This is a genomic window from Bacillus sp. A260, from assembly GCF_009861435.1.
In the GTDB taxonomy this organism is placed as follows: domain Bacteria; phylum Bacillota; class Bacilli; order Bacillales; family Bacillaceae_G; genus Bacillus_A; species Bacillus_A cereus.
Genome location: NZ_CP046398.1, coordinates 4,511,096 through 4,530,327, shown reverse-complemented (window position 1 = coordinate 4,530,327; position 19,232 = coordinate 4,511,096). Strand labels below are relative to the sequence as shown.

The following is a 19,232-nucleotide window of genomic DNA, read 5'->3' as shown; positions in this document are numbered from 1 at the left end:
AAACTGATAGGTGATTGACCCTATCAGTTTTTCTGTTATCATAGTATAGCGGCTTCTTTTTTGCTATAATGGACTTATTATGGACATATAAAGAAGTACGTACGAGTTTATCCTGATAAGTGAAGGGAAAGAATAACTTCACTACATCAAAAATGTATGATGATTACCAAAATAAGAAAAGATTCATATACTGTCTTATAGATAGGCCGTTGTATTAGTTCGAAATGTTGGAGGTTCTTTAAGATGACAGTTTACCATTTTGTAGGAATTAAAGGAACAGGAATGAGTTCATTAGCGCAAATTCTTCATGATATGAAGCATACTGTTCAAGGGTCTGATTATGAAAAGCGTTTCTTTACACAAACAGCGTTGGAAAAGCGTAGTATCTCGATCCTTCCTTTTGATAAGAATAATGTAGAAGAAGGACAAGTGATTATTGCAGGAAATGCATTTCCTGATACGCATGAAGAAATCGTAGCAGCAAAAGAATTAAACATCCCAGTCCATCGTTACCATCATTTCTTAGGTGACCTGATGAGCCAATACACAAGTGTTGCTGTAACTGGTGCACACGGAAAAACATCAACAACAGGTTTGTTAGCCCATGTAATGCAAGGTGCACACCCAACATCTTACCTTATTGGAGATGGAACAGGGCATGGGGTAGAAAATAGTAAGTATTTTGTATTTGAAGCTTGTGAGTATCGTCGTCATTTCTTGTCTTATAATCCAGACTATGCAATTATGACGAATATTGATTTTGATCATCCAGATTATTTTGCAGACATCAATGATGTATTCAGTGCATTCCAAGAGATGGCATTGCAAGTGAAAAAAGGCATTATTGCATGTGGAGATGATGAAGAACTTCAAAAAATTCAAGCGAAAGTACCTGTTATTTTCTATGGATTTGGAGAAGATAATGATTTCCAAGCACGCAACATTCAAAAGAGAACAGATGGTACGATATTTGATGTATTCGTTCGTAACACGTACTATGATACGTTCAAAATTACAGGATACGGCAATCACAGCGTATTAAATGCGTTAGCAGTAATCGCGCTTTGCCATTATGAAAATGTTGATGTAGAAGCAGTAAAACATCAATTAACAACTTTTGAAGGCGTAAAACGTCGCTTTAATGAAAAGCCGATGGGAGAGCAAGTAATCATCGATGACTACGCACACCATCCGACAGAGATTAATGCAACGATTGAAGCTGCTCGTCAAAAACATCCAGAGCGTGAAATTGTCGCTGTATTCCAGCCACATACATTCTCACGTACAGAAAAGTTCTTAGATGAGTTCGCAGAAAGCCTAAGCAAAGCTGACCAAGTATACTTATGTGATATTTTCGGATCAGCACGTGAAAACAAAGGTGAATTAACAATCGAAGATCTGCAAAAGCGTATTGACGGTGCAGAATTAATTACAGATACAACAACGGATGTATTAAAGAAACATAAAAACGGCGTTCTAATTTTCATGGGCGCAGGTGACATCCAAAAATTCGAAGCGGCTTACGTAAAAGAAGTTCAAGTTGCAGAGAAATAATAGAAAAGACGCATAGCTTGGCTGTGCGTCTTTTTTATGTTGTCGTGGTTGTGCATTAATGTTGAAACGTCGATATATATGGAGTTGTGTTCGATATATTTCAAAAATCGTTGATATATTGGTACGCGTTTTGAAATATAAATGTTAGAATAATAAGAAAACTAAAAAGGGGACTAAAAAACATGTTCACACTCCGAGTAGATGACGAAATCGAACTACAATTACTAGAAAAACATCATAAAGAGGAATTATATCAATTATTAGATCAAAACCGTAATCATTTACGGAAATGGCTCCCTTGGGTAGATGGGACAAAATCTGCTGATGCTTATGATGAAATTTTTCCGATGTGGTTAAAGAAGTTTGCAGAGGGAGACGGTTTTGAAAGTGGTATACGTTACAAAGGAAAGCTCGTTGGGATGGTAGGCATTCATCCAGTGAGCTGGGGGAAGAAAGCGACGAGTCTTGGGTATTATCTTGCAGAAGATGCTGGCGGGAAAGGTATTATGACGCGTAGCGTAAAGGCTGTACTTCACTATGCATTTGAAAATTTAAAGCTGAATAAAATTGAAATTCGGTGCGGTGTTGGAAATGCGAAAAGCCGCGCAATTCCAGAACGTTTAGGATTTAAGTTAGATGGTATTTTACGAGATGAAGAATGGCTATATGATCATTTTCATGATATCGCTGTATATAGTTTACTAGCTTCAGAATGGAAAGAGATTCGATGAACGAGAAGATTCGTATTGTTCCATATGAAAGTACGTTTCAAGAGGAAGTAGTAGATCTTATCGTTCATATTCAGCAAAAAGAGTATAATGTTTCAATTACGAAACAAGAGCAACCTGATTTACTTGAAATAGAAACATTTTATCAAAGGAATCATGGAAACTTTTGGGTAGCAATTTATGATGGTAAAGTAGTTGGAACAGTAGCTTTATTAGATATTGAGAATCATCAAGTAGCGCTAAGAAAAATGTTCGTACAAAAAGAGTTTCGCGGAAAAGAATGGGGCGCATCACATATGTTGCTCCAAACAGCAATTTCATGGGCTGAGAATAAAAAGCTGAAAGATATTTACTTAGGAACAACAGTAAAATTTTTAGCGGCGCATCGCTTTTATGAAAAGAATGGTTTTCAAAGTGTGAGTATAGACGAGTTGCCGAAAAACTTTCCGGTGCTACAGGTAGATAAGAAATTTTATAGGTACATTGTGTAAAAGGTCATTTAGAAATGGCCTTTTTCTATGAACTAAAATGGAAATAGTGGTATAATTTGGATTAGGGGGGTGTAGGTATGAACTTTCCAATTCAAAGAAGTAAGTCAGTAGTCATTTTCGTTTGCCTTACGTTAGTTTTTATGTTTATATATCCAATTGTCATGCTTTTCACTAATAAAGCGCATTGGATGTCAGCGTTGATTGGGATGGGTTTATGCTTCATTGTAAATGTACCACTCGTTTGGGAAGTATTTATTAAAAAACATAAAGTAGAAAATGGCGTATTAAAGTACGGTATTTTAAATGATGATATTGTATTAAAAGATGTGAGAATTATACGTCAGGTCGGAAAGTCTCTTGAAATTACGACGAATGCATATAAAGTACATATGGTTGCGATGCCGCAAGATATGAATGAATTTTTGGCGCTTATCGAAAAAGAAAATCCACATGTGAAAATAGAAATGGTGGGTAAGAAATGAAATATGTAAAACCTTTGTTTTGCTTAGAAATATTACTGGTGCTTGCTATTTGCACTAGAGTATATATGAAATGGGATTTGCCCTTATATATACCAATATTAATAAGTACTATTGCAGTGGCGCTTTTATATTATTTTCATTTTCAGCAAACAAAAAGTGAGAAAAGTAGCACTATGTAGTTAGGGGGATTAGAAATGAAAAAAGCCCTTATGTTATTTTTACTTCTGTTAACTGCATCCTTTCTTTTAATAGGGTGTAGTGCGAAGAAGGAAAAGGCTGATATGAACTTAGAAAAGGCACAAAAAGTTGAAATTGAATCACTTACTGATTCAAGTGAGAAAAAAGTAATTACCGATAAGAAAAAAATTGAAAAGCTGTTTGAAGTCATGAAAATGGATAAGTGGAAAATGCAATCGGCTCCTTTAGATACTCCGCAAGGGAAAACATTTACAATGTATCAAGAGGATACACCGAAATTATTGGATTCGAGTAAAGATAAAAAAGAGTTACATGAAATTGGTACGATGACAGTATATAAAGATGTCCCTTATGTCGAAGTTGAAATGAAAAATAAGAAAATGAGTTTTAAAGTGCCAGAAGATGTGGCGAAAGAGTTATTAAAGTATTAATAAAAAAAACGCTCGGAAAAATCCCGAGCGTTTTTATTATTATTTTAAGTTCTCTGGATTTAAAGCTTCTAATTCAGCTACAACGAAGCGTCCGTCTTTACGGATGAGTACGTCGTCGAAGTAAATTTCGCCGCCGCCGTATTCAGGGCGTTGGATACATACTAAGTCCCAATGGATGTTCGAGTTGTTACCGTTCCATGCATCGTCGTAAGCTTGTCCAGGAGTGAAGTGGAAGCTGCCATCGATTTTTTCATCGAATAGGATGTCTCCCATTGGATGTAAGATGTATGGGTTTACGCCGATTGCGAACTCACCAACGTAGCGTGCGCCTTCGTCTGTATCGAAGATTTTGTTAATGCGTTCTGAATCGTTTGCAGTTGCTTCAACGATTTGGCCGTTCTCGAACTTAAGTTGTACATTTTCAAATGTATAACCGTTGTAAGGAGATGGTGTGTTGTAAGAAACTGTACCGTTAACAGAATCACGAACTGGTGCAGAGTATACTTCACCGTCTGGAATGTTTAAATGACCGGAGCATTTAATTGCTGGAATGTCTTTAATAGAGAATGTTAAGTCAGTTCCAGGACCAGTTAAACGAACTTTATCTGTTTTATTCATTAATGTAACAAGGCTGTCCATCGCCTTATCCATTTTACCGTAGTCTAAGTTACATACTTCAAAGTAGAAGTCTTCGAAAGCTTCTGTACTCATTTTAGCAAGCTGTGCCATAGAAGCATTTGGGTAGCGAAGAACAACCCAGCGTGTTTTTGGAACGCGAATGTCTCTATGAACTTTTTTACCAACTGTTTGGCCATGAACTTTCATACGCTCACTTGGAACGTCAGCTTGTTCATTAATATTATCGCCAGAGCGAAGGCCGATATAAGCGTCCATGTCTTTCATTACGCTTGCTTCATATGCAGCGATTTGTTCGAAATGTTCTTCAGTAGCACCCATTAATAAAGAGCGATCTACTTGATGATCTTTTAAAGAGACGAATGGGAAACCACCAGCTGCATATGCTTCTTTTACAAGTGCAGTTACAAGTTCTTTTTGTAAGCCAAAGTTTTCAATTAATACTTTTTCACCTTTTTGTAAGCGGATAGAGTAGTTAATTAAATTGTATGCTAACTTTTCAATACGTGGATCTTTCATATGTAAAGCCTCCCTACTAATTATGTATCCTCTCCTATTGTAACCTACTTAGTGGAATTTGTTGAATGATTTATGTTACAGTTAACGAATAAGTATGAAAATTCTAATGATGAGATAGGGATTAGAATGAAACGGAAAATGATTGTATAATAGGGGAAAGTATGAAAAAGATAAAGGAAGTGATGAAATGCAAGTTCTTTTATATGTAAGTGCGGCTATTATCGCGGTTGCTTTCGCAGTATTAGTAGTGTATGTATGTAGAACGTTGTTATCGGTTCAGAAGACGTTAGAAAACGTTGCAAGCACGTTAGAAGGTTTAGAAAAACAAATGCAAGGAATTAGCGTAGAGACAGAGCAATTATTACATAAAACGAATGCGTTAGCTGATGATATTCAACAGAAGTCACAGTCATTAAATAAAGTGGTAGCGGGTGTAGATGGGATTGGAACGACAATCCAATCTTTAAATACGAAGCTTCGTAATGTATCAGACTCTGTAACGGACGAAATTGAAAATAACGCTGATAAAGTAGCGCAAGTTGTACAGTGGAGCAGTGCGGCGATTGAAGTATACAATCATTACCGTGCGTCGAGACAAGAGAAGAAGGTTGAAAAAGAAGAGCGTAAATTAGAAAGAATTGAGAAAAAAGCTGAAAAGAAAGAGAAACGCTCTAGATTTCGTATGAGAGGTGAATCGTGATGAATATGACAAAACTTGAAACAATTGAAGAGCTTGAAGTCTTAGTAGAAAAGAACGAGCCGTATGTTCTTTTTAAACACAGTACGACATGCCCAATTAGTCACGGTGCATACACAGAATTTCAAGCGTATTGCAGCGAAGAAAGAGAAGTACCAGCGTATTACTTATACGTACAAGATGCGAGAGATGTGTCAAATCGTGTTGCAGAACAATACAGTATTAGACATGAATCACCACAAGTGTTATACATAAAAGATGGGATGGTAGTATGGAATACATCTCATTGGAATATTAAAAAAGATGCTTTAGAAGAGAATATAAAGTAAAAAGAAGCAAGCTAAAGGTGCTTGCTTCTTTTTTTTTGTTTTTGTTGAAATATATTTAGTGGTACACTATTAATAGTTCAAACTAAATAACTAGATTGTTGAAAGTAGGTTTTAAGTAATGAAGAAAATGGCATTATCCTTCGCAGTCGTAAGTTTATTACTGGGAGCTTGTAGTAACAATAGTAATACGATTAGTAAGAAGGATGAAGTTATACAAAAAGATACAAAAGAAAAAAGTATGATTCCGAGAACTGCTGTTTCTAAAGATTATTATAGAACTGTTATTCCTTTAAAAGAACAAAAGGTTATTAATACAGCTAATATAAAAACAAATTCTAAATTAGATTTAGCAGAGTATGAAAATGGTTTAATAAATATTGCAACGCAGCAATTTGATACAGAGAGTCACGTACTGCAATTAAACCAGTATATTCCAGAGAAACTAATTGATGAACTAGTTGCGAAAGTAGAAGCGCCAGTTTTGACAAATATTATAGAACAAGATTATTTCGGAAAACAGAATTCAAATGAATTAAGTTTATCTGGTGTTATGATTGGCTTAGCTATGTCTTCAAGTGTATCGAATGAAGAGGCTATGTCTAAAGGGACTGAAGTTGCTAAACAACTTATTGAAGCTATTAACAAAAATGATAAATATAACAAATCTCCAATTACGTTTGCTATCTTTAAGCAAGAAAGTACAAGTTCTTTAAAAAATGGTACGTATATTGCTAGTGCTACTGTTCAAAAGAATGATACGAACCTTGGAAATTGGAGTACGATCGATGAAAAGTCGTATTCATATCCTTCTGATGAATTTACACAAGCACATGGAGAAGATAATACAAAAATAAATAACTTTGCTAAGGAAATAAAAGGTTTTTCTAATGGAGATTTTATTCCAGTCAACGCTAAAGTTTCTTATAAGAAAGATCAAATGGATACATTAAATATGAATATTGTTATTAAATATAACGGTAAAACAGAATTAATGGCTCTTACCCAATTGGCTGCTCAAGGCATGTTAGACAAATTGCCTAAAGATGCGAAAGTACAATTACAGATCAAGTCCGAGAGTAAAATTGAGGCCGTTATTATAAAAGAGAAAAACAGTGATAAACCGTTTGTTTCCTTCTTGTAAAAAAAGACAGTATGTAAACTGTCTTTTTTTTATTTTAAATGAAAATATATAATGTTTTTTGATAGTAATTCCTTGCTGTATATCGTGTGACAATCGTATATGTATCAGCTATAATAAATTATCTTAAAAAAGTAACATATAGGAATTTGAAAGAGGTGGCTTTCTTATGGCATCACAACAATTAGGTCGTTTACGTTCTGAAATTGATCAACTTAATTTACAAATATTAGAGTTACTAAACGAAAGAGGTCGTCTCGTACAAGAAGTTGGTAATTTAAAAGAAGTACAAGGTGTGAAACGTTTTGATCCTGTACGTGAAAGAAATATGCTGGATTTAATTGCAGAGAATAATAATGGTCCATTTGAAACTTCGACTTTACAACATATTTTCAAACAAATTTTTCAAGCTGGTTTAGAATTACAAGAAGACGATCATCGTAAAGCATTACTTGTTTCTCGTAAGAAAAAAACAGAAGATACGATTGTTGAAATTAATGGTGAAAAAATTGGTGACGGAAATCAGCATTTTATTATGGGACCGTGTGCAGTGGAAAGTTATGAACAAGTACGTCAAGTTGCTGAAGCAATGAAAGGGCAAGGTCTGAAATTAATGCGTGGTGGTGCGTTTAAACCACGTACTTCACCGTATGATTTTCAAGGTCTTGGATTAGAGGGATTACAAATTTTGCGCCAGGTAGCAGATGAATATGATTTGGCTGTTATTAGTGAAATTTTAAATCCGAATGATATTGAGATGTCATTAGATTACGTTGATGTTATTCAAATTGGCGCTCGCAATATGCAAAACTTTGATTTGCTAAGGGCAGCTGGTGCTGTGAATAAACCAGTATTATTAAAACGTGGTCTATCAGCAACGATTGAAGAATTCATTAATGCGGCAGAATATATTATGGCAAAGGGAAATGGGAACATTATTTTATGTGAACGAGGTATTCGCACGTATGAAAGAGCGACGCGTAATACGCTTGATATTTCCGCTGTGCCGATTTTAAAGAAAGAAACACATTTACCTGTCGTTGTCGATGTAACGCATTCTACAGGGCGACGTGACCTTCTCTTACCAACTGCAAAAGCAGCGATGGCAATTGGTGCAGACGCAATTATGGCTGAAGTACATCCAGATCCAGCTGTAGCTTTATCTGATGCAGCGCAACAAATGAATATACCGCAGTTCAATGATTTTATGAATGAATTAAAATCATTTGGAAGTAAATTATAAAAACTTTTAATGAGCTGTTCCAAAAAGGCATTTTGGAACAGCTTTCTCCTATTGTATAGCGACTGTCATTGTCGATTTTTGTTGGTAAGTTGATATATTTAAAAAATCGCTGATATAATTAGAGTTGCGGTCGATATATTTGGAAAATCGCTGATATATTTCGAGTTACAGTCGATATATTCGAAAAATCGCCGATATAAATTTCATTTACTATCGTACTGCTTAAAATAAGATTTCTACTAAGGAAACATCTATTTTTTTACAAAAAATGCCCTTTTTTCATAAAAAATACGAAAATACGAGAAAAGAAGCGAATTTTTTCGAAACTTTTGCGGGAAAATATTGTATGAGCCTGCGTTTTTATCGTATCATTAGTAAAAGGAAGAACTCGGGACGATTGGTGGCATCTGCAAATAGAGTTGATGTCTTTTTTTCATTCAAGTAACCGATACATAAAAATAGATAACAAAAATAGAAGGAGTGTGCGATGAGATGAACGTAACAATATATGATGTAGCGCGTGAAGCGAACGTTTCAATGGCTACCGTATCACGCGTTGTGAACGGTAACCCAAATGTAAAGCCTACAACAAGAAAGAAAGTATTAGAAGCAATTGATCGTTTAGGATACCGCCCAAATGCGGTAGCACGTGGACTAGCAAGTAAGAAGACAACTACAGTAGGTGTTATTATTCCTGATATCTCAAATACGTTTTATGCAGAACTAGCTCGTGGAATTGAAGATATCGCAACAATGTACAAATATAACATCATTTTAAGTAACTCTGACCAAAACAAAGAGAAAGAGTTCCATTTATTAAATACGATGCTTGGAAAACAAGTGGACGGAATTGTTTTCATGGGTGAAGATATTACAGACATTCACATTGAAGAATTTAAAAAATCTCCAGTACCAATTGTATTAGCAGCATCATTTGATGAGCAAAATGAAACGCCATCAGTAAATATTGATTATACACAAGCAGCTTATGATGCAATGAAGCACTTTATCGAGCAAGGACATAAACGTATCGGTTTCGTCTCTGGTCCTTTCATTGATAAAGCGGGAAGCGCGAAGAAGTTACAAGGTTATAAAAAAGCTTTAGAAGAAGCAGGTATTTCATATGATGAAAATCTTGTAATCGATGGAGATTACACATATGACTCAGGTATCGAAGCATTCGAAAAGCTTTGTAGCAATGATGAAAAGCCAACAGCAATCTTCGTATCTTCTGATGAAATGGCACTAGGTGTAATCCATGCAGCACAAGACGCTGGATTAAACGTACCAACTGACGTAGAAGTACTTGGTTTCGATAATACACGCCTTGCATTAATGGTTCGTCCGCAGCTTTCAACAGTTGTTCAACCGATGTATGATATCGGTGCAGTAGCAATGCGTCTATTAACAAAGTATATGAACAAAGAAAAAGTGGAAGATCACACTGTTATCTTACCTCACCGTATCCAATTTAGAGATTCAACGAAGTAAGTATAAAAAAGCTCACAGCGATTGCTGTGAGCTTTTATTCGTATTCAGGATAGTATTTTTGTACGACTGCATTTACCATTTCGTCTTTCTTAACGTGTAAAAATCTTGCATACAATTCTTTTCCAGTTTCAAATGGGGTATCGTCTAATTCAAACACATGCAATAGTTTTCGAAACGTCCATGTTATTTGCTGGCCGTACTTATTATCGTACGTATGCTCAGACTGTATAGCGATTTGTTCGCCTAGTGCATGAGCTTCTTCCAAACTGTTTGCTTTAACAAGAATAATACTTTCTTCAAAAAGTGTATCGTGATTCTCTTCATAATACTCATCAATTTTCGTAGAATCAGGCTCACTAGAATGAACAGACTCAAACAATAATTTTACAGCGTACATATTATGCTGCATGGTTCACTTTATAAATAATACTTGCGACAAGCGAAGCAGGTATTGTAAATACGTTACTTTGATAATGGTAATGTACTTGGGATTCTTCATAAGACATGTTGTCATATAGTTCGTTTTGTGAGACACTCATTTTTTTCTGTTTTTCTTTGAGCATTTTAATGTAGTTGTACTGTATTGGGACGAGAATGATGAAATAAGCTAATACGATTAGTGAAATCCAAATCATTATGAACACTCCCTTATAAAGAATATTTATATATAACAATTATATCAATAAAAGGAAAAAATAACCATTTTTTTGTTGGAGCTAATTTTCTTCTAAAAATGCAAACAGTTCCTTTTGGTTTTTTAAATTGTGATCAATACATGTTCGAGCAACATATTTCAATCCTTGTAATAATGCATCTACGTGAAAAGTATCATAATGAATTATATTTCCCTCTACCATCGTTTCGTCTTTTTGCAAGTTAATTGATATTTTTAGTACAGTTATATTACTTTGTAAATTTACAACTTCGATGTAAAAAAACTGTTTGTCTAAGTCAATCGTAACATAATCGAATCGTTCGGATAGCTCTAATTTATATGTAGTAGTATATTCCAAATGAAAGCCTCCTTATTGTATAAGTGTATGTTATAATGCCTTCGCTATAGATGGGGCTATTCCTTGTTATATGTCACATAAGTGCAAATTTAACTATTATAGGGCAATGTCATGTATAATAGAAAGAAAAGGCTTGTGAGGGGGGAAAAGAGATGATCGTTCTTTGGATAATTACGCTTTGTATGACTGCTATTTTTGCATATATGACGTTAAAACAAAATGGTTTAAAGCGATTTGTTCCAGGAAGTATTCTTGCAGGAATTGCCCTTATCACGTATGTAATTTCTATTTTTATTGAAAGTGTATCAGTAGATATGAGCACAAGTTTAATGTTTATTGGTATTACACTATTTGCAGGTAGCATTATGGTACTTATGGTTGCTGGTATTATTTTATTTATTCATATGAATTCGGAAACGTTATAGCATATAGAAAAGGCATGTCCTGAGGGGACATGCCTTTTTATCCGTTCAATTATGCTCTATCTTTAGAAGAGTTTTGCTGTTTTAGTAAGTCGCGAATTTCGCCAAGAAGTTCTTCTTCTTTTGTTGGTTCTGGAATTTCTTCCTCTTTTTCTTCTTCTTTTTTAGATGTTAGTTTGTTGAAAACTTTAACAAACATAAAGATAGAAGCTGCGATAATTAAGAAGTCAAAAATTGTTTGGATGAAGTTACCATACATAACAGCAGATTTACCGTATCCAAAGTGTAAACTTGTAAAGTCAACGCCACCTAATACCATACCAAGTAATGGTGTGATGATATCTTTTACTAAAGAACTAACGATTTTACCGAATGCAGCACCGATTACAACCCCGACAGCTAAATCAACGACATTCCCTTTGAAAGCGAATTTTTTAAACTCGTTCCACATGTGTTAATCCCATCCTTTCCACGATTCATTATGAAATTTATAATTCCTATCAACATATTCTATAGAAATTTACGAGAGAAATAAAGAGGGAATGGGAATGAAAGTAAATTCTGAAAAATGTATCCGTTTTAATTTTTGTTTACATCATCTAGTAAAGATTGTAGCATTTGCTGCGTTTTTAATCCTTCTAATCCATCTACAACAGGCTTTGTATCGCCTTGTACACACTCAATAAAATGATGAACAGCATCTTCAAAACCACGTTGTTTTAACGTCGTATCCCATGATGGGGAACCACTTTGTGAAACTGAGTTTTCCTGTTCAATTTCAAATGTATTCATATTTTTTACGCGAATGATTTTCCCTGGCGTTACAAGTTCAATTTTTTCTAAATTTGTACCGGCATGGCGATGCATTGCAGTAGAAAGTAACAGTCCACTTGGAGTTGTATATGTATGATGTCCGTAAAGAAGTTCATTCTTTTCATTGATTTGCATCATATTGTGAACGGCGTTAAGGTCATCATTAGCTAACCAGCGAGCGGTATCTACAATGTGTAAATAATCATCTAACATAGTGAAGTCGTACGTATATGGCCCGACTTTATTTGTACGATGCTTTTCAATTCGAATCCATGAAATATCATTAGCCTGTTCTTTGGCAGCGACATACATAGGAACGAATCTGCGATTAAATCCGACCATTAATTTTCGGTTATACTTCTCGCTTAACTCGACTAGTTGCTCAGCTTGTTCCACTGTAGCTGCGAGCGGTTTATCAACATAAACGTCGATCCCTTTTTTTAGAAGTTCAGAAACGATTTCATAATGCGATGCAGTTGAACTATGAACGAAGATTGCATCGCATTCCGAAGCTAACATTTCAATAGAATGAAAGTCTTGAATTCGGTATTGCTGGCAAACTTGTTTTCTTTTCTCTGCGTTAGGTGTAAACGCCCCTACAAAATTCCAATCAGTTTCTTTTGTAAGTGTTGGAAGATAGGCCTTTTGCGCAATACTTCCAAGTCCAATCATCCCAATTTTAGGTTTGTTCATGTTTATTCCCACCCTATTAATATTAATGTAACGGCTTAAATGTAGCATAGGGTGGGGGAGGAAGGCAAAAATTAGCTTTTTACTTACGGCCTTCTAACAAAATCTTCTCTATCTCCTCAAAGTGATGAGCGCGAGCATGCTCTAGCGGGGTAACACCATCATTGTCTGGAATATTTACATCTGCACCGTGCTCAATAAGAAGGCGAATGACTTGTTGCTGTGTTTCGTTTCCGTTACTTAGTACGATGGCTTCCATTAAAGCTGTCCATCCCAGGTTATTTACATGATTTACATCAATATTTGTTCGAGTGAGGAGTTCTTTTATGACGTCAATATAGCCATGTTCTGAAGCTGGGATAAGAGCTGTTCCGCCGTAACGATTTGTAATCGTAGGATCTGCACCAGCATCAATTGTTAGTTTTAAAATGTCTAAGTAACCTTCCGCACCGGCGTATAGAAAGGGATTATTTTTCATGTCATCTTGAATATTTACGTCAGCACCGGCTTTGATAAGCGCCTTTGCGGTTTTTACATCATTTTTGTATGTAGCAATCATAAGCGGAGTGCGTCCTTGACTATCCGTCGCATTTATATTTGCGCCTTGTTTTAGTAAAGATATAACAGTATTCGTTTCATTTTTTTCAGTAGCTGCTAGTAGTGCAGTCTCCATGTTTGCCATCTCCTTTTTTACTTCTTGTTCTTGCGAGCATCCTTGTAAAAAAATTACGCAACATATCATACTGAATGTTTTTTTGAACATGGAATTTCAACCTCCTAATTTCAACTGTAAAATAGGAACATTAAATTTTTATAAACTGACGCTAAAATTACTATAAAATCGCTTGAGTAATTGAACATATATTTTTATGCTTATAAATAATAAGGTTTGATAAAGTGAGGATTTAAGATATGTCTATTAAAACAAGGTTTTTATTTTCTTATATTGCTGTTATCCTCGTTTCCATTACGCTTATATTAGTCGCGGGATTTTTAATCGTTTTTTCGATAACAGGTGACTTGGAAGCAGTGAAAAATTTCTATAAAAGTTCTTATATTCAAAAGCCGCTTACACCAGAAGAAGAGAATGCCTATCTTGAGTTGAAGTCAGCAGCTAAACAGCATCAATCTCAGTTGTTAGATGAGTCGTTTGTCTCAGCAATAGAAAAAGAGGGTGTGAAAATAGTAGTAAGAAAAGGAGAAACACTTTCATATGCTTCAAACGTATTTGAAAGTGTATCTTTAAAAGAAGCCCTTCCGAAATTTGAATCAGCAAATATTAATAGTCGTGGTACAACGGAACTAGGCGATACATTTTATCGATATGTAAAGTTTGATTTTTATTTTCCTCAGGAAGAAGAGGGAAGTATATTTGTATTAAAAAAGCAAAGTTCATTTGTAGATCTTACACAAAAATTATTTCCAATCTTATTTGTATCTCTCTTACTACTAGCCATTTTACTCATTGGATTATTAAGTTACCTCGTTTCAAGAAGTGTAATAAAACCAATTTTTGTATTGAAAGGCGCAACGGAGAAAATTAAAGAAGGAAATTTAGATTTTCAAATACCAGTTACATCACACGATGAAATAGGGCAATTAAATCAAGGATTTGAGGAAATGAGGAAGAGATTAAAAGAATCGATAGAGATGCAAACACAGTATGAAGAAAATCGAAAAGAGCTTATTTCAAACATCTCTCATGATTTAAAAACACCGATTACATCAATTATCGGATATGTAGAAGGAATAAAGGACGGAGTAGCAAATACGCCAGAAAAAATGGATAAGTATTTAACAACTATCCATACGAAGGCAAAACATATGGACACACTCATTGATGAACTCTTTTTGTTTTCGAAGCTCGATTTGAATCGAGTTCCCTTTCAGTTTGAAACGGTTGAATTAAATATGTTTATGCAAGAGTTAATCGAAGAGATGCAAATGGATTTAAGTAAAGAAGGTATAGAAGTTAACTTGCAATTACATGCATCACCACTATATGTAACGGCTGATTGCGAAAAGATAAATAGAGTTATATCAAATTTAATTCATAATAGTGTGAAATACATGGATAAAGAAGAGAAGAAAATTACTGTAACAGTATCGAGTAATAATAATAAAGTTATTGTGAAAGTGATGGACAATGGATCAGGTATAGAATCTGATACGCTACCTTATATCTTTGAACGTTTTTATCGTGCAGAACAATCGCGGAATTCTAGCACAGGTGGAAGTGGACTTGGTTTAGCAATAGCGAAGCAAATTGTTGAAGAACATGGCGGGAAAATTTGGGCGGAAAGCGAGCTTGGTAAAGGCACAAGCATTTTCTTCTCATTGGAAAAAGTAGAGGAATGTGGTGAGTAAATTGAAAAGAATTTTACTAATAGAAGATGAAGTAAGTATTGCAGAATTACAGCGAGATTATTTAGAAATTAATGATTTCCAAGTTGATGTAGAGCATTCAGGAGAAATAGGTTTACAAACAGCCTTGCAAGAAGACTATGATTTAATTATTTTAGATATTATGCTTCCGAAAATGAACGGATTCGAAATTTGTAAACAAATACGTGCTGTAAAAGATATTCCGATTCTACTTGTTTCAGCAAAAAAAGAAGATATAGATAAAATTCGCGGACTCGGATTAGGAGCGGATGATTATATAACGAAACCGTTTAGTCCGAGTGAATTAGTCGCAAGAGTAAAAGCGCATATTGCCCGTTATGAAAGATTATTAGGAAATGTAAGTAAGCAACGTGATACGTTATATATTCACGGAATTTCTATCGATCAACGAGCGAGAAAAGTTTTTATAAACAATGAAGAAGTGGCATTTACAACGAAGGAATTTGATTTATTAACATTCTTTGTCACACATCCAAACCAAGTATTAAATAAAGAACAGTTATTTGAACGCATTTGGGGATTAGATTCCGCTGGTGATTTAGCCACTGTTGTCGTCCACATTAGAAAGCTACGTGAAAAAATTGAAAGAGATCCTGCTCACCCGCAATATATTGAAACTGTATGGGGAGCTGGTTATCGTTTTAACGTGTAATATACCTGCCGAGTAATTGGCAGGTTTTTTGTATGTTATTCGAATGAAAAGGAAGAAATAGGTAATTTGTGTTAAAATGTAAAGAGAAACAAAACAGAGGAGAGCATAGGGAGCGAGCTATATGTTGGGGGATATATTAAAAGATAATAAATCAAATAAGACTTTAAAGATTGGAACTAATATCGTACTTATCTTATTGATTATTGGTGCAATACAAATGTTTTATGATGAAGATTCTACGAATGATCATTTCGGTTGGTTCTTTTTTGCGATCTTTTGGGTAATTAAAAGCATTTCTAGCTCTAAGGTAAGTTTAAAAGATAGAGATAAAAAGTCGGTATTACTTGATGTGGGTTTAGTGGTTATTTCTTTTGTTTTTTTAGTTGTTTTTAGTGTGAAATATTTCTTTTGAAAAAAGCTCATAGTCGTATAGAGGCTATGAGCTTTTTATCAGTGTTTAGGTTTTCTTAATAATAATGGTACTAACGATTTATAAAATGTTTGAGTAGTAGAAGTAAACTGAGCAGCTTCTTCTAAAAAAGGATAATGGTTGCTGTTTTCGAATGGAATGAAGATAGAATTACGTATCCCATCATGTATCTCGATAGAATATTGAATTGGGCACTGTACATCATATCTTCCGCATATAATAAGTGTCTTTGTTTGGATGGAAGGTAAATTCTCTCTTAAATCAAATGAAGGATATTCATTGGCGAAAGCATTCATCCGGCTAATGGACATTGTTTTATTGATTGGTTTACAAAAATAAGAGTTGTAGTTTTCTGGTTTATACAATGATAATTTTGTTCTCTTAGTAGATAGTTCTTTCCGTTCTTCATTTGTAAGGTGAGGGCTTTTTAAGTTTTCGATGAGTTTTTGCATATAATGAAACTGTGGATGTGCTGGGTGATAAATGCAGAATGGTGTTTCGGTATAGTTACTTGCTGCAGCTCCTGCTACGACTAATGATTGTAAGGAATGTGGATATGTAATTGCATATAAAAGTCCAAGCATACCACCTGTTGAATGGCCAGCGAAATGCCATGTTGGAAGTTGTAATGCTTCTCGTATGGCTTCCAAGTCGTGGATTGTTTCAATCATGCTTAATTCTTTTTCTGAATTGGCTTTTAACGAGTTACCAGCGTCTCGTAAATTAATGAGAAATACACGATGCGTAGCAGTAAAAACATCCGCAAAGTAATCACCAGTTTCATTAAATTGTGAATAGTGATGTGTAATACAAAGCGATTCGCCATCTCCTTTTGTAAAGAGTTCAAATGTACCACGTTTCGTGTGGATCATTTGTCGTTTCCACATAATATCACTACCTTTTCTCATAAAAGTTGGGCCAGGCTGTTATGAAATGAAAATATATCGGCGCATTTCGAAATATATCAGCGATTATTAAAATATATCGACTTACCGACAGAAACCGACAATAAATAAAAGGAGGCTATTCAAAAACGAGCCTCCTTTTCGTTTAGTACAAAGATTTTGTCATATTATTCCGAATAATTTCAAGGGATTTCGCTACAGTTAATGCGTTTTTTTCTTCAATTTCTGGTTTACGGGGGATAGGTTTATACATGTTGTCTGGATCTTCCCATGTGAGGGGAAGTTCTGTTTCTGCTTGTCCTTTCCAAGCTTCAATCCATTCTGGAGGGAGATAACCTGAGATGTTTTGGATGTTGTTCATTTCGAGCCAAATGAGTGCCCAAGCTCTTGGAACGACGCGCCAGTGATCATAGCCACCGCCACCGACAGCGATCCAGCGACCGTCGCAATATTCATTTGCAATTTCACGAGCGAGCTTCGGTATTTCACGGTAAATATTCATTGTCGCACAAAGATGTGTAAGTGGGTCATAATAATGTGCGTCAGCACCATTTTGCGTTAAAATAATATCCGGTTTAAAGTACGCTGCAACTTCTTTTACAACAGTTCGATATGATTTTAAGAACGATTCATCTTCTGTAAAAGCATCGAGTGGAACGTTAAAAGAATAACTATAGCCATTACCTTGTCCGCGTTCATTTACAGCGCCAGTTCCAGGAAATAAATAGCGACCAGTTTCATGTAATGAAATTGTGCATACGTTAGGGTCATCATAAAACGACCACTGTACGCCATCACCGTGATGAGCATCTGTATCAATATATAAGACGCGTAAACCGTATTTCTTTTGAATATATTTCATTGCGATAGAACTGTCGTTATAAATACAAAAGCCAGATGCTTTGCCGCGAAAGCCGTGATGTAAGCCGCCGCCCAAATTAAGTGCGTGTTTTACTTTTCCGGAAAGAACAGCATCGACAGCTGTTAACGTACCACCAACGAGCAATGCGCTTGCTTCGTGCATATTTGGGAACATCGGTGTATCTTCTGTTCCGAGTCCATATGTCATCGCAATTGATTTTTCTAACTTTCCTTCTCCAGCACGTTTTACCGCATTTATGTACTCCTCTGTATGAACGTAGGCGATCTCTTCATCTGTAGCCATCCGTGGTGAGATGATTTGAGAGGGAGAGATGAAACCGCCCTTTTGTAATAAATCATACGTAAGTGTGACGCGCAGTTGGTTAAAAGGATGATCAGGGCTAAATGAATAGCCCCGAAAGTCATCCGAATAAATAAACGCGCTACTCATGCTTGCATCCCCATGATGTTTGGCCATAATACGCGGTAGCCTTCTGCTTCAAGTGCATCAATCACTTTTAGAGGATTCATCGTTTGAATGCGGAAAACGAGTACTTTATCATTCTCGTCTTTTGCTGGGTAGACGAGAACACTCACGATATTTATTTGTAAATCACTAAAAATAGCAACGACTTTTCCAAGAATACCAGGTTCGTTTTTTACTTGAATTTCAATTTGCGAACTTGGTTGATGTGCTCCTGTTAATTTTACTAACGTGTGTAATACTGTAGATTCAGAAATGATTCCAACTAACTTCCCGGCCTTTGTAACAGGAAGACAGCCAATTTTATTTTCAAAAAATAAAGTAGCAATTTCCTCAACGAAATCGAGAGGATGGCAAGTCATAACAGGATGTTTCATAATAAGTTCGAGAGGTTGCTGTAGCATATCGAGTGAAACTTGTTCATCTAGAATAGACGGACTTGCATCTCTTACATCCCGATCAGAAATAATGCCTACGACGTGATTATTTTGATCGACAATTGGAATGTGCCGAATGCCTTTCGTGCGTATCGTTCGGATTGCTGTTTCGATTGTATCGTTTGGATGTAATGTAACTACATTTTGATTCATAATTTCTTCTACAATCATTCCAGTTGCCC

25 protein-coding genes are annotated in these 19,232 nt (G+C 35.4%); 15 read left to right on the top strand and 10 right to left on the bottom strand.

Features of this window, described 5'->3' with window-relative positions:
• Positions 1–243 precede the first annotated feature (243 nt).
• The 6 genes from murC to GD442_RS22980 all read left to right on the top strand — a co-directional run bounded on the left by murC (position 244) and on the right by GD442_RS22980 (position 3,884).
• Positions 244–1,554 carry a UDP-N-acetylmuramate--L-alanine ligase gene (murC, locus tag GD442_RS23005; RefSeq protein ID WP_000219468.1) on the top strand — a complete coding sequence of 437 codons (1,311 nt, stop codon included), beginning with the start codon at positions 244–246 and terminating at the stop codon, positions 1,552–1,554.
• 182 nt (positions 1,555–1,736) lie between these two features.
• Positions 1,737–2,285: a GNAT family N-acetyltransferase gene (locus GD442_RS23000; RefSeq protein ID WP_000494681.1), complete on the top strand. Its 549-nt coding sequence runs from the start codon at positions 1,737–1,739 to the stop codon at positions 2,283–2,285.
• Positions 2,282–2,773, top strand: a complete 492-nt coding sequence (locus tag GD442_RS22995; RefSeq protein ID WP_086407801.1) for a GNAT family N-acetyltransferase — start codon at positions 2,282–2,284, stop codon at positions 2,771–2,773. Before GD442_RS23000 ends, GD442_RS22995 begins: the two co-directional genes overlap by 4 nt.
• Positions 2,774–2,850: 77 nt before the next feature.
• On the top strand, positions 2,851–3,255 hold the full coding sequence (locus GD442_RS22990) for a PH domain-containing protein (RefSeq protein ID WP_001010641.1): 405 nt from the start codon (positions 2,851–2,853) through the stop codon (positions 3,253–3,255).
• Positions 3,252–3,434, top strand: coding sequence for a hypothetical protein (locus tag GD442_RS28185; protein WP_000878355.1), 183 nt, complete (start codon positions 3,252–3,254; stop codon positions 3,432–3,434). The genes GD442_RS22990 and GD442_RS28185 overlap by 4 nt, the downstream gene beginning before the upstream one ends.
• 15 nt (positions 3,435–3,449) lie before the next feature.
• Positions 3,450–3,884, top strand: a complete 435-nt coding sequence (locus GD442_RS22980) for a hypothetical protein (RefSeq protein ID WP_000709855.1) — start codon at positions 3,450–3,452, stop codon at positions 3,882–3,884.
• 39 nt (positions 3,885–3,923) lie between these two features.
• Here the strand turns inward: GD442_RS22980 and GD442_RS22975 are convergent, their stop codons facing one another.
• Positions 3,924–5,039, bottom strand: coding sequence for an aminopeptidase (locus tag GD442_RS22975; protein ID WP_000654727.1), 1,116 nt, complete (start codon positions 5,037–5,039; stop codon positions 3,924–3,926).
• 187 nt (positions 5,040–5,226) lie between these two features.
• Between GD442_RS22975 and GD442_RS22970 the strand changes: the two genes are divergently transcribed.
• From GD442_RS22970 to ccpA, 5 genes are all read left to right on the top strand, one after another.
• Positions 5,227–5,739, top strand: a complete 513-nt coding sequence (locus GD442_RS22970) for a DUF948 domain-containing protein (protein WP_001197720.1) — start codon at positions 5,227–5,229, stop codon at positions 5,737–5,739.
• Complete coding sequence (gene ytxJ / locus GD442_RS22965) at positions 5,739–6,065, top strand: bacillithiol system redox-active protein YtxJ (protein WP_001057469.1); 327 nt, start codon at positions 5,739–5,741, stop codon at positions 6,063–6,065. The genes GD442_RS22970 and ytxJ overlap by 1 nt, the downstream gene beginning before the upstream one ends.
• A 118-nt stretch (positions 6,066–6,183) precedes the next feature.
• Positions 6,184–7,206 carry a CamS family sex pheromone protein gene (locus GD442_RS22960; protein ID WP_000738025.1) on the top strand — a complete coding sequence of 341 codons (1,023 nt, stop codon included), beginning with the start codon at positions 6,184–6,186 and terminating at the stop codon, positions 7,204–7,206.
• A 166-nt stretch (positions 7,207–7,372) separates the two neighbouring features.
• Positions 7,373–8,446 carry a bifunctional 3-deoxy-7-phosphoheptulonate synthase/chorismate mutase gene (locus GD442_RS22955; RefSeq protein ID WP_000168209.1) on the top strand — a complete coding sequence of 358 codons (1,074 nt, stop codon included), beginning with the start codon at positions 7,373–7,375 and terminating at the stop codon, positions 8,444–8,446.
• Between the two features lie 492 nt (positions 8,447–8,938).
• Complete coding sequence (ccpA, locus tag GD442_RS22950; RefSeq protein ID WP_086402178.1) at positions 8,939–9,937, top strand: catabolite control protein A; 999 nt, start codon at positions 8,939–8,941, stop codon at positions 9,935–9,937.
• A 34-nt stretch (positions 9,938–9,971) separates the two neighbouring features.
• Here ccpA and GD442_RS22945 read toward each other — a convergent pair whose 3' ends face one another.
• The 3 genes from GD442_RS22945 to dhp61 all read right to left on the bottom strand — a co-directional run bounded on the left by GD442_RS22945 (position 9,972) and on the right by dhp61 (position 10,950).
• On the bottom strand, positions 9,972–10,334 hold the full coding sequence (locus GD442_RS22945) for a DUF4288 domain-containing protein (RefSeq protein WP_002164415.1): 363 nt from the start codon (positions 10,332–10,334) through the stop codon (positions 9,972–9,974).
• A gap of 1 nt (position 10,335) precedes the next feature.
• Positions 10,336–10,572, bottom strand: a complete 237-nt coding sequence (locus GD442_RS22940; RefSeq protein WP_000637903.1) for a DUF3949 domain-containing protein — start codon at positions 10,570–10,572, stop codon at positions 10,336–10,338.
• 81 nt (positions 10,573–10,653) lie between these two features.
• The gene (gene dhp61, locus GD442_RS22935; protein WP_000456864.1) at positions 10,654–10,950 is read right to left on the bottom strand and encodes a protein Dhp61; all 297 of its coding nucleotides are present in this window, start codon (positions 10,948–10,950) and stop codon (positions 10,654–10,656) included.
• A gap of 152 nt (positions 10,951–11,102) precedes the next feature.
• Here dhp61 and GD442_RS22930 point away from each other — a divergent pair, with 152 nt between their 5' ends.
• Positions 11,103–11,375 (top strand): DUF3917 domain-containing protein, encoded by a 273-nt coding sequence (locus GD442_RS22930; RefSeq protein WP_000636589.1) that lies wholly within the window; start codon positions 11,103–11,105, stop codon positions 11,373–11,375.
• A gap of 49 nt (positions 11,376–11,424) precedes the next feature.
• On the opposite strand, the gene mscL is transcribed toward GD442_RS22930, so the two are convergent.
• The 3 genes from mscL to GD442_RS22915 form a co-directional block, all read right to left on the bottom strand.
• Positions 11,425–11,823, bottom strand: coding sequence for a large conductance mechanosensitive channel protein MscL (mscL, locus tag GD442_RS22925; protein ID WP_000267011.1), 399 nt, complete (start codon positions 11,821–11,823; stop codon positions 11,425–11,427).
• Positions 11,824–11,951: 128 nt separating this feature from the next.
• Positions 11,952–12,878, bottom strand: coding sequence for a Gfo/Idh/MocA family protein (locus GD442_RS22920; RefSeq protein WP_086402176.1), 927 nt, complete (start codon positions 12,876–12,878; stop codon positions 11,952–11,954).
• Positions 12,879–12,957: 79 nt separating this feature from the next.
• The gene (locus GD442_RS22915; protein ID WP_000474105.1) at positions 12,958–13,638 is read right to left on the bottom strand and encodes an ankyrin repeat domain-containing protein; all 681 of its coding nucleotides are present in this window, start codon (positions 13,636–13,638) and stop codon (positions 12,958–12,960) included.
• Between the two features lie 149 nt (positions 13,639–13,787).
• Between GD442_RS22915 and GD442_RS22910 the strand changes: the two genes are divergently transcribed.
• The 3 genes from GD442_RS22910 to GD442_RS22900 all read left to right on the top strand — a co-directional run bounded on the left by GD442_RS22910 (position 13,788) and on the right by GD442_RS22900 (position 16,345).
• Complete coding sequence (locus GD442_RS22910) at positions 13,788–15,242, top strand: sensor histidine kinase (protein ID WP_000023870.1); 1,455 nt, start codon at positions 13,788–13,790, stop codon at positions 15,240–15,242.
• Between the two features lies 1 nt (position 15,243).
• Positions 15,244–15,933 carry a response regulator transcription factor gene (locus GD442_RS22905; protein ID WP_001986686.1) on the top strand — a complete coding sequence of 230 codons (690 nt, stop codon included), beginning with the start codon at positions 15,244–15,246 and terminating at the stop codon, positions 15,931–15,933.
• A gap of 121 nt (positions 15,934–16,054) precedes the next feature.
• Positions 16,055–16,345, top strand: coding sequence for a hypothetical protein (locus GD442_RS22900; RefSeq protein WP_000900161.1), 291 nt, complete (start codon positions 16,055–16,057; stop codon positions 16,343–16,345).
• A 38-nt stretch (positions 16,346–16,383) separates the two neighbouring features.
• On the opposite strand, the gene GD442_RS22895 is transcribed toward GD442_RS22900, so the two are convergent.
• The 3 genes from GD442_RS22895 to GD442_RS22885 all read right to left on the bottom strand — a co-directional run bounded on the left by GD442_RS22895 (position 16,384) and on the right by GD442_RS22885 (position 19,221).
• Entirely contained in the window at positions 16,384–17,271 is an 888-nt protein-coding gene (locus tag GD442_RS22895; protein WP_137396700.1) for an alpha/beta fold hydrolase, read from the bottom strand.
• Positions 17,272–17,413: 142 nt separating this feature from the next.
• Complete coding sequence (gene acuC, locus GD442_RS22890; protein ID WP_000092826.1) at positions 17,414–18,580, bottom strand: acetoin utilization protein AcuC; 1,167 nt, start codon at positions 18,578–18,580, stop codon at positions 17,414–17,416.
• Positions 18,577–19,221, bottom strand: coding sequence for an acetoin utilization AcuB family protein (locus GD442_RS22885; RefSeq protein ID WP_000634583.1), 645 nt, complete (start codon positions 19,219–19,221; stop codon positions 18,577–18,579). Before GD442_RS22885 ends, acuC begins: the two co-directional genes overlap by 4 nt.
• Between the last annotated feature and the right edge of the window lie 11 nt (positions 19,222–19,232).

Bases quoted from the DNA above. Each gene is read 5' to 3' on its own strand.
- GD442_RS22975 (WP_000654727.1), bottom strand. From the start codon at position 5,039: ATGAAAGATCCACGTATTGAAAAGTTAGCATACAATTTAATTAACTAC.
- acuC (WP_000092826.1), bottom strand. From the start codon at position 18,580: ATGAGTAGCGCGTTTATTTATTCGGATGACTTTCGGGGCTATTCATTT.
- GD442_RS22920 (WP_086402176.1), bottom strand. From the start codon at position 12,878: ATGAACAAACCTAAAATTGGGATGATTGGACTTGGAAGTATTGCGCAA.
- GD442_RS22900 (WP_000900161.1), top strand. From the start codon at position 16,055: ATGTTGGGGGATATATTAAAAGATAATAAATCAAATAAGACTTTAAAG.
- GD442_RS22915 (WP_000474105.1), bottom strand. From the start codon at position 13,638: ATGTTCAAAAAAACATTCAGTATGATATGTTGCGTAATTTTTTTACAA.
- GD442_RS22885 (WP_000634583.1), bottom strand. From the start codon at position 19,221: ATGATTGTAGAAGAAATTATGAATCAAAATGTAGTTACATTACATCCA.
- GD442_RS22995 (WP_086407801.1), top strand. From the start codon at position 2,282: ATGAACGAGAAGATTCGTATTGTTCCATATGAAAGTACGTTTCAAGAG.
- GD442_RS23000 (WP_000494681.1), top strand. From the start codon at position 1,737: ATGTTCACACTCCGAGTAGATGACGAAATCGAACTACAATTACTAGAA.
- ccpA (WP_086402178.1), top strand. From the start codon at position 8,939: ATGAACGTAACAATATATGATGTAGCGCGTGAAGCGAACGTTTCAATG.
- GD442_RS22990 (WP_001010641.1), top strand. From the start codon at position 2,851: ATGAACTTTCCAATTCAAAGAAGTAAGTCAGTAGTCATTTTCGTTTGC.
- GD442_RS28185 (WP_000878355.1), top strand. From the start codon at position 3,252: ATGAAATATGTAAAACCTTTGTTTTGCTTAGAAATATTACTGGTGCTT.
- GD442_RS22930 (WP_000636589.1), top strand. From the start codon at position 11,103: ATGATCGTTCTTTGGATAATTACGCTTTGTATGACTGCTATTTTTGCA.
- ytxJ (WP_001057469.1), top strand. From the start codon at position 5,739: ATGAATATGACAAAACTTGAAACAATTGAAGAGCTTGAAGTCTTAGTA.
- mscL (WP_000267011.1), bottom strand. From the start codon at position 11,823: ATGTGGAACGAGTTTAAAAAATTCGCTTTCAAAGGGAATGTCGTTGAT.
- GD442_RS22955 (WP_000168209.1), top strand. From the start codon at position 7,373: ATGGCATCACAACAATTAGGTCGTTTACGTTCTGAAATTGATCAACTT.
- GD442_RS22940 (WP_000637903.1), bottom strand. From the start codon at position 10,572: ATGATTTGGATTTCACTAATCGTATTAGCTTATTTCATCATTCTCGTC.
- GD442_RS22970 (WP_001197720.1), top strand. From the start codon at position 5,227: ATGCAAGTTCTTTTATATGTAAGTGCGGCTATTATCGCGGTTGCTTTC.
- GD442_RS22980 (WP_000709855.1), top strand. From the start codon at position 3,450: ATGAAAAAAGCCCTTATGTTATTTTTACTTCTGTTAACTGCATCCTTT.
- GD442_RS22960 (WP_000738025.1), top strand. From the start codon at position 6,184: ATGAAGAAAATGGCATTATCCTTCGCAGTCGTAAGTTTATTACTGGGA.
- GD442_RS22945 (WP_002164415.1), bottom strand. From the start codon at position 10,334: ATGTACGCTGTAAAATTATTGTTTGAGTCTGTTCATTCTAGTGAGCCT.
- GD442_RS22895 (WP_137396700.1), bottom strand. From the start codon at position 17,271: ATGAGAAAAGGTAGTGATATTATGTGGAAACGACAAATGATCCACACG.
- GD442_RS22910 (WP_000023870.1), top strand. From the start codon at position 13,788: ATGTCTATTAAAACAAGGTTTTTATTTTCTTATATTGCTGTTATCCTC.
- murC (WP_000219468.1), top strand. From the start codon at position 244: ATGACAGTTTACCATTTTGTAGGAATTAAAGGAACAGGAATGAGTTCA.